The following is an 8,483-nucleotide window of genomic DNA, read 5'->3' as shown; positions in this document are numbered from 1 at the left end:
TATCCATACATAGGACCTTTCCCCCACATATATTATAGAAAGAATTTTTTCATTTGAGGTGTTCCTTATGAATTCATACGTTAATATATGTGTTTGCATTACTCCAGGCGCCGATATTTCTGACGACCGTATTGCAAAAGATTTAGCAGTTGCAGAATCAATTTGGCATCCCATTACATTTAAAATTAAAGAAGTAATTGTACTAAACGAGCTTTTCCGTTTTTCTAATCGGGAGATTAGTTATAAAAACTCCATTCAAAGTCAGGAAAAATTATCATCTTTTTTTCAAACTTGTGTTAACGAAGCTCCTGAATGCGACCTTTATATTTGTTATATTGGTAGTGATTATTTCAAAGAAACCGCAGTAATCGCTTGCGCTTACTCTTTAGCAAAACAACAGCAACTTACTGGTTATATCGTTTTAACAAATTCGGCTGCTCCCATGAAAAATATATATACGCTCGCTCACGAAGTCGGTCATATTTTATTTACAAGACGTGTTCATGGAAAACTTACTCACGCAGATCCTCATTCCCTAACTGGCTCGGAGCACCATCCTTCTCCAACAAATCTTATGTACCCTATCGTACCTCGTCCTGAAAACGTCCATATTCATTCCTTATTAACAAACGAACAAAAAGAGCTCTCTTTACAAAGCTCTTTATTACAAAGAAAAAAACAGTAACTGTCATGTTACTGTTTAAAACAATTTATTCCAATTAATAAACGATATACCGGCTGCAAAGGATACACTATACACCTAAACCGAATCCCTCTAAAAATCAAAATATAGTATTTCTTTGGAAATAATTTTTTGTATATCCAGAGCAGCCACTTTTTTTGAACTACTCGTTTACACTTTTTCTCTCTTCAATTTTTAAAGACCATCTCATTAATCCATATATACTTCCATACATAAGTAATATCTTTGCAATTCCCCAAAATACATTTTTTTCTTCTAATTCTTTAAATATAAACATAATCGCTAAAGGAACAATTAGCACCAAAACACCCATCCAACCAAGGACATACACTTCTCCAACAAAAAGTAATAAAAAGATACTTGCTGCTAATATATATGTTTGCATTGTCGACAATTGCAAAATAGGTGTACCGTACCATTTATCAACAAACATCAATAATACTAATAATAAAATGGGAACCATTACTATTATGTAAATAATCCCGAACTCTACAAATTTATTTTTAAAAGAAGACATTCTAAACGCAACAATGGTTCCAATAATCGTAATGATTAAAACGATAGGATAGCCAATTAACTGTATATTCGTTAGTGTAAATTGCTGATTCGGATTATTAAATAAAATATGAGTTAATATCCAATACCCGCCAATACCAATTATCATGGCAAGAATACTCTTTATACTCCCGCCTTTATCCTTCTCCATTTCTTTCGCTAATTCTTCCGCATATTCTTTTGGTGAATCACCGAATATATCGCTTACCGTCTTTCCCTCTTTCTCACCTTCTATTAAATGAAGTTCTGCATCCTCTATAAAAGCGTCCACATCTTCTTCTTTAATTCCTTTTGTTATTAAATACACTTTCGTATCAATTAAAAACTTTTCTCCCTCTTTAGAAACTTGCATTAAAACCCCTCCCTTATTTAACCGTTTCTCTTCTATTCGCCTTCATCATAATTTCAAGGAAGATTAAAATAAACAAACTTCCGTATAAACATATAATTTGAAATAACATTGGCACGAGATCTTCCGATGTGAACGTTTTAAAAACTAACATAATAGAAAGCGGAATAATTAAATATAAATTTTTAAACCATCCTTCAAAATATATATTTATAGCTACCGTGAGGATAAAGATCCCTCCAGCTAATATATAACTTTGGACTAGAGTCAACGTAAACATCGTTGTAGGATATATCATATCTAATATCGGAACTGCTCCTAATAAAAACATTGGCGCAATCATGACTAAAAACCACATGGAAAACCACGTTTTTGTAAAACTTGTTACAAATGTCATTTTACGAAGCAGAAAATTTGGACCCATTACAGCTACGATCAATGTAAAGCTATAGCCAATGCACTGAATAAGTGAAATCTGTAGAATTCCGTTATTCACTATTAAGATAGAAGCAATAAACCAAAACGATACGATATTCATTACCGTAAAACCAATTTGCTTCCAATTTTCCTTTCTATCCCTTTCCATCACTTTTACAAGTTCATTCGCATATTCTTTCGGTGAACTTCCGAAAATATCTTCTACACTTTTCCCTTCACCCTCACCTTCTATTAAATGCAACTCTGCATCTTCTAAAAAGCTTTCAATATCGCTTTCTTTCACACTCTTTGCAGTTAAAAATAATCTCATATCTAATAAAAAATTTCGCGCTTCATTTGATAACATTATTTTTTTCTCCCCTTCCCTTCAAGTAGACGCTCTACACTACTTTGCATCGCTTCCCAGCGATCCATAAATTCATCCAGTGCTTCCTCGCCTTTTTCTGTTAATGTATAATATTTTCGCTTTGGGCCAGATGGAGATTCCTTCATTACACTTGTTATTAATCCTTCCTTTTGCATTCGTATTAATAACGGATAAATACTTCCCTCACTCGCCATTGTAAAACCATACTTCGCTAATCTTTCACTCATTTCATAACCGTATATTTCACCTTCAGAAATAATAGCAAGTAAGCATCCTTCTAAAATCCCTTTCAGCATTTGACTTGTCGACATAATTGAAATCCTCCTGCTATCTTGTTTTACAAGATAGATAAGCGTAAGTATCTTGCTTTACAAAATAGTATAGCAAACGCTACTTTGCAAAACAAGATAGCTAGCAATATTTTTCCAAATGTTTGCAGGAATTTTATTATCACCTCTCTAAATAGAGCAATAAGAGAACTTTTATTATGAAGGAGTGTTTTTCATCATGGTTACAAATCGAGTTGTCTTTTTAACAGGTGCTGCGAGCGGTATTGGTTATGAAATGGGAAGTGCTTTTGCCAAAGAGGGTGCTAAAGTTGTCATTAGTGATCGCCTTGAAGATCGTGCAAAAGAAGCTACTGAACAATTGCAAAAAGAAGGCTATCAAGCCATTGGTTTAAAATGTGACGTTACATCTGAAGAAGAAATTACAGCAGCACTTTCTCAAACAGTTCGTCATTTCGGTTCATTAGATGTATTAATTAACAACGCAGGAATGCAACATGTTTCACCGATTGAAGATTTTCCAACTGATAAATTCGAGCTTCTTATTAAAATTATGCAAATCGCTCCATTTATCGCCATCAAACATGCCTTTCCGATTATGAAAAAGCAAAAATATGGTCGTATTATTAATGTTGCTTCGATTAACGGACTTGTTGGATTCGCTGGAAAAGCTGCCTATAATAGTGCGAAACATGGTGTAATTGGATTAACAAAAGTTGCTGCTTTAGAGGGAGCAACTCATGGAATTACTGTAAATGCTCTTTGTCCCGGATATGTTGATACCCCTCTTGTACGAAATCAACTACAAGACTTAGCAACTACGCGAAATGTACCACTTGAAAATGTTTTAGAAGATGTCATTTATCCTCTTATACCACAGAAACGTTTGCTACAAGTACAAGAAATTGCTGATTATGCTATGTTTTTAGCGAGTGAAAAAGCAAAAGGTATAACTGGTCAAGCCGTCGTTATCGATGGTGGTTATACTGCTCAATAAAGTGAAACTTTAATCAGTGGGGGTTTTGTTCATCCCCACTAATTATTAGCCTTCACCAATCGGGCTTTTACGGGCAGTTAATGCGGGATAAAAAATAAAGTTTGCTCTTCGCGAGCAAACTTTATTTTACTTTCTATCGCGAGGATCTTTCTACTTTAGTAATTGTTTAGGGAGTTTCTCAATTGCAACAATCACTCCGTCTAATTTACTTTCAATCCGATGGAGTAAATATAGCGTTACAACAATTGGAAAGCCCACATTACCTATCATCCCGATCCACTCTTCCATCTTTCTCTCCTCCCTTCATTACATAAATAAGAGGAAACGAAGACTTAAGGCATAAAAAACAAGCTATTTTTTATTAGCTTGTTTTTTAACTACTCAGCCATACATTTCATTTTTCAGCATATAGATTGCTACCATGAAGATACAAATGGTCCTACACCTTGCTACTTTCTTTGTTTTAAAACGTTGCGCGTGGTAGGAACAGGCACTTACCGCTCCTATACATAGCCAGTCCCTCTCGACCATTTAAAAACATGCTTTTCTACCGTTTTTTTATATAGCGACTGAGCAGTTAGCTTATTTTTTCAAATAATGATGTAATTTCTTGCTTATAATCTCCACGTAAAATACCTTTCTCAGTAATAATCCCCGTAATTAATTCATGCGGTGTTACATCAAATACAGGGTTAAATACAGGCGTTCCAAGTGGCGCCACTTGTTTCCCAAAAATTTTCGTAACTTCTGTTTCATCTCTTTCTTCAATGACAATTTCAGCACCTGTTTGTTTCGTAGTATCAAATGTAGATAACGGTGCTGCAACGTAAAATGGGATAACGAAATACTTTGCTAATATAGCTAAATTTAATGTTCCTATTTTATTAGCAGTATCACCGTTTTCAACGATTCGATCTGCCCCTACGATAATCGCATTAATTTCTTTCGTTCGAATTGCATGTGCTGCAGTATTATCCGTAATAAGCGTTACATCAATGTCTGCTTGTTTCAATTCCCATGTCGTTAAACGACCACCTTGTAAAACAGGCCTCGTTTCACACGCATACGCATGTAAACGCACACCCTTCTCTTTCCCAATATAAAATGGGGCTAATGCTGTTCCATATCTAGCAGTTGCAATACTTCCAGCGTTACAAATTGTTAAAATTTTATCACCGTCTTTAAAACATGTTAAAGCATGTTCTCCAATACTTCGGCACACCATTTCATCCTCTTGCTGAATATGAAGCGCTTCTTCTTCTAATATTTTTTGAGCTTCTTTTATTGTAGTAATCTCTCGAATAGATTCTCTCATACGATCGATTGCCCAAAATAAATTGACTGCTGTCGGGCGTGATGTTCCTAAATAGTTACAATCTCTATTAAACTTCTTCTGAAACTCATAGATATTTATAGCATCGTATTTCTTTGCCGCAAGCGCCAAACCAAACGCAGCTACAATTCCAATTGCAGGCGCTCCTCGTACTTCTAACATAACGATACTTTTCCATACATCTTCAATATTCGTTAATGTTTTGTATTCAGTGACATGCGGCAACTTTGTTTGATTTAATACTGCAATTGCATCGCCTTTCCAACTTACAGATCTCGGAATAGTAATAATTGTACTCATGCTTTTACGCCTCCAACTGTCTGTTGAAATAATGTTCGAAACAGTTGAATATCAGCACACTTGGCTTCATATTTTATTAGTTCTCTACCTAAGGATAACGCTTGTTTTTTAGCTTGAATTCTATTTTCTTTATTTGCTATCCCATCTAAATCCGCTACATGAGCTAAGCCAATTGTTCTACGAATCAGTTCACATCCGGCAAATCCGACGGCATCAGTAAAGATATTTTGCAAAATAATTGGTAACCATTGTTTTTCTTTCGTATATGCTTCTACACCTTCTCCAATCCATAACTTCGTAAAGTTTTCTACAAAATAACTCCATGTCTTTTCTATATGGAAAAATAGTACACTTCTCTTTTCTTCTTCTCTAGATAAAGCATTTAATAATAGATTTGCAATAAATTGACCGATATCAAATCCAAATGGACCGTACGTTGCAAATTCTGGATCAATCACTTTCGTTTCAGAAGGTGATGAAAAAATACTACCAGTATGTAAATCACCATGAATAAGCGCTTCTTTTCTCGTTAAAAACTTATATTTATATTGTGCTACTTTTAGTTTTAAAGTTTTGTCACTCCAAAGTTCATCAATCACTGACTGTAAATCTGACTCATAATCATTCGTATCATAATGTCCAAACGGATCCGTAAAAACTAAATCTTCTGTAATTTTACTAAGGTCTGGATTTACAAATGTACCTTCTAGTACCCTTTTCTCTTCTGACTGTAAACCGAAATCTGAAGTATAAAACATGTGCTAGAAAACGACCGATATGCTGGGATAAAAGTGGATATCCTTCTCCATCTATTAATCCTTTTCTTGTAATTGTTAGTCTTGATAAGTCTTCTATTACTGTAACTGCTAACTCTTCATCATGACTGTACACTACCGGAACATAATCTGGCACATACTTCGCAAAAATTTGTAATGCTTTACTTTCAATCGTCGCTCTTTTTATAGACAGTGGCCAGCTCTCACCAACTACTTTCGCATATGGCAGTGCTTGTTTTATTATAATAGACTTCTCTCCATCATCTAATTTGAACACGTAATTTAAATTTCCATCTCCAATTTCATGACAAACTACATTTGCTTTCTTTTCAAAATAACCGTGTTCTTTCGCATATTGTATAGCTGTTGTTTCAGTTAATGAATAATATCCCATCGTCTTCTCCTCCTTTTCATTCAGAGGTTTTTCTAAAATAGAAAAACCCCTTTCCACAAAGAAAGAGGTTTGAAGTTTATCTTCTCTTATATAGAAAACCTTAATTTCTAAAAAACGCAACAAACAGCTATATTACGCAGTTTTGTACTATATCAAAAATTATAAATGGCAACACTTTTCTAGTTATTTGTGACCAAATCCGTTACCGAAAAAATTCGAAATTAAACTAATAAAAAAATAAAAGAGCACAGCGTGTATAAAAGGTGCTACCAACATCCTTTATACCGTCCGCCTATCACAACTAGGCAAACACTTGCTGTAACTCTTTATGTACCTCATTTTATCGTACATAAGGGTTCCTCCGCAACAGTTTGCTTACATTTTGTGGCATTCTGTTGCTTTTTTGTTTTCAGAGGAGATGAGCCCTTATGAAAAAGAAACAAGCGATTACTATTCTTGCTAGTATAGAAACATATGAAAACTTAGCATCCTTTCAAACTCTTACAGAATTAAATGGTACTGTTCGAACGTATAAAAAACAATTCGCTAATCAGTTAAATAAAAACCAATTAGCTGTACTCAATCACTTACACACCCACTCTTCTAAATACCTTGGTGTTTCTTTTAAATCCAAAAAGAAGATTGCGGAAGCACTTCACATTAGCCGTAGAACGGTTATTCGTGTATGCCACCACTTAGAATCCCTTGGTATCATTAAGCAACTAGAAATGAAGCGTAAGAGTGATATGAGACAAACCAGTAACATTATTATTATCCAGCCAATCATTGTGAAAGAACAACTTGTCACAGAAGACCCTACTAAAACTGTGGAAATTTGTCACACCAAGAAAACAACTACTAAAACCTTAAAACAAAAGATTAAAGATATAAACAAACGTAATAGTATACCAAATAACTCGAAGCCTGAAGAAAATATAAAACAAGCAAATTTTGTCGCTCATTGGGTTCCAGAACGTTTCGTTTCTTTCGTTAACTCTTTTTACAGTGCATCTAAAACAATACAAGAACTGTGGAAGGTCGTAAGACAGTGTAATAAAACGATTAATTTTACTACTGGTGATAAAGCATTCACTAAAGACCAGGAGCTTACAATCGGCTTCAGAGCAATCAAAGAGTTTGTTATGAAGATTAAATCTGGAGTAAACATGAAGAATGGTAAATTTGCGTATTTCAACGGTATTGTGAATAACTTGATGGACAAGTATTATTTTGAACGTGAATTTATGCACGAGGAATGAGGAGCGATACAAAAAAACACCTAGCTTTAATGGCTAAGTGTCCGGTTTGAGAAAGTCTATTCATAATATTCCCCTAACTTAATGTCCAGTAAATATTGACACATCCAATTCCTAGATTCTCTTTAATTAGAAAATTTGTATGATACTTATATTGGATCGGGTAGGAGAAAATCTTAAATTAGTGCCATTTGTTTTAAACTGTATTGGGAAAGTGAGTTGTGGGTTTGTAGCACCGGTTTGTATTAACCCAGATGCTCTTAAAGTAATTGGGATGTTTGTAGCAGGGGCTCCAGTGAATCCTGCTTTTATATAGTGATCTGTTATGCCCGTGTCTGCACTATTCAAATGTACAAGTATTTCCAAATCTGTTATATTAGCAGTTCCATCATCATAAAGCATTCTAATATCTAAAGAAACATAATAAAAGCTGTTTGGAGCCAAATTGATAGTAGTTCCTCCTGATAGAGAAATACTGCCATCACTATTATTAAACGTTTGTGTAAGCTGCATACTCGTCAGTGTTGTAGGGACGGATCCAGTTGCTGGTGCAAATTTTGCATTGTTCCTAATGATGGAAGGACCCGTTCCTCCTGTTGCGCCTGTTTCTCCGGTTGGGCCCGTTTCTCCCGTTGGGCCTGTTTCTCCCGTTGGTCCCGTTTCTCCGGTAGCTCCTGTAGCTCCAGTCGCACCTGTTTCTCCAGTTGGGCCAGTAGCTCCAGTTGGAC

General features: G+C 35.1%; 9 protein-coding genes and 2 pseudogenes. 3 read left to right on the top strand and 8 right to left on the bottom strand.

Going from position 1 to position 8,483, the window contains the following annotated elements:
• The first annotated feature begins 67 nt into the window (after positions 1–67).
• Positions 68–685, top strand: a complete 618-nt coding sequence (locus AB3X49_RS14020; RefSeq protein WP_193662371.1) for a DUF955 domain-containing protein — start codon at positions 68–70, stop codon at positions 683–685.
• Between the two features lie 15 nt (positions 686–700).
• Here AB3X49_RS14020 and AB3X49_RS14015 read toward each other — a convergent pair.
• The 4 genes and pseudogenes from AB3X49_RS14015 to AB3X49_RS14000 form a co-directional block, all read right to left on the bottom strand.
• A pseudogene (locus tag AB3X49_RS14015) lies at positions 701–837 on the bottom strand (DNA-binding protein); the annotation flags it as partial.
• 8 nt (positions 838–845) lie between these two features.
• Complete coding sequence (locus AB3X49_RS14010) at positions 846–1,610, bottom strand: DUF1129 domain-containing protein (RefSeq protein ID WP_367962822.1); 765 nt, start codon at positions 1,608–1,610, stop codon at positions 846–848.
• A gap of 13 nt (positions 1,611–1,623) precedes the next feature.
• Positions 1,624–2,391, bottom strand: coding sequence for a DUF1129 domain-containing protein (locus AB3X49_RS14005; RefSeq protein ID WP_113709256.1), 768 nt, complete (start codon positions 2,389–2,391; stop codon positions 1,624–1,626).
• On the bottom strand, positions 2,391–2,723 hold the full coding sequence (locus AB3X49_RS14000; protein ID WP_002014879.1) for a PadR family transcriptional regulator: 333 nt from the start codon (positions 2,721–2,723) through the stop codon (positions 2,391–2,393). Before AB3X49_RS14000 ends, AB3X49_RS14005 begins: the two co-directional genes overlap by 1 nt.
• Positions 2,724–2,919: 196 nt before the next feature.
• On the opposite strand from AB3X49_RS14000, the gene AB3X49_RS13995 reads away from it, so the two are divergent.
• Positions 2,920–3,696, top strand: coding sequence for a 3-hydroxybutyrate dehydrogenase (locus AB3X49_RS13995; RefSeq protein ID WP_367962819.1), 777 nt, complete (start codon positions 2,920–2,922; stop codon positions 3,694–3,696).
• 150 nt (positions 3,697–3,846) lie between these two features.
• Here the strand turns inward: AB3X49_RS13995 and AB3X49_RS13990 are convergent, their stop codons facing one another.
• The 3 genes and pseudogenes from AB3X49_RS13990 to mtnK form a co-directional block, all read right to left on the bottom strand.
• Complete coding sequence (locus AB3X49_RS13990; RefSeq protein ID WP_002014881.1) at positions 3,847–3,984, bottom strand: YvrJ family protein; 138 nt, start codon at positions 3,982–3,984, stop codon at positions 3,847–3,849.
• Between the two features lie 289 nt (positions 3,985–4,273).
• The gene (mtnA, locus tag AB3X49_RS13985; RefSeq protein WP_367962816.1) at positions 4,274–5,329 is read right to left on the bottom strand and encodes an S-methyl-5-thioribose-1-phosphate isomerase; all 1,056 of its coding nucleotides are present in this window, start codon (positions 5,327–5,329) and stop codon (positions 4,274–4,276) included.
• Positions 5,326–6,499, bottom strand: a pseudogene (gene mtnK / locus AB3X49_RS13980) (S-methyl-5-thioribose kinase). Before mtnK ends, mtnA begins: the two are co-directional and overlap by 4 nt.
• A gap of 428 nt (positions 6,500–6,927) precedes the next feature.
• Here mtnK and AB3X49_RS13975 point away from each other — a divergent pair.
• Positions 6,928–7,758 (top strand): helix-turn-helix domain-containing protein, encoded by an 831-nt coding sequence (locus AB3X49_RS13975; RefSeq protein ID WP_367962814.1) that lies wholly within the window; start codon positions 6,928–6,930, stop codon positions 7,756–7,758.
• 126 nt (positions 7,759–7,884) lie between these two features.
• On the opposite strand, the gene AB3X49_RS13970 is transcribed toward AB3X49_RS13975, so the two are convergent.
• A partial coding sequence (locus AB3X49_RS13970; protein ID WP_483298779.1) for a hypothetical protein occupies positions 7,885–8,483 on the bottom strand: 599 nt, incomplete at its 5' end.

This window comes from Bacillus sp. C30 (assembly GCF_040838255.1).
Taxonomy (GTDB): Bacteria; Bacillota; Bacilli; order Bacillales; family Bacillaceae_G; genus Bacillus_A; species Bacillus_A mycoides.
The sequence above is the reverse complement of the archived record's forward strand: the minus strand, read 5'-3'. Positions and strand labels throughout refer to the sequence as shown.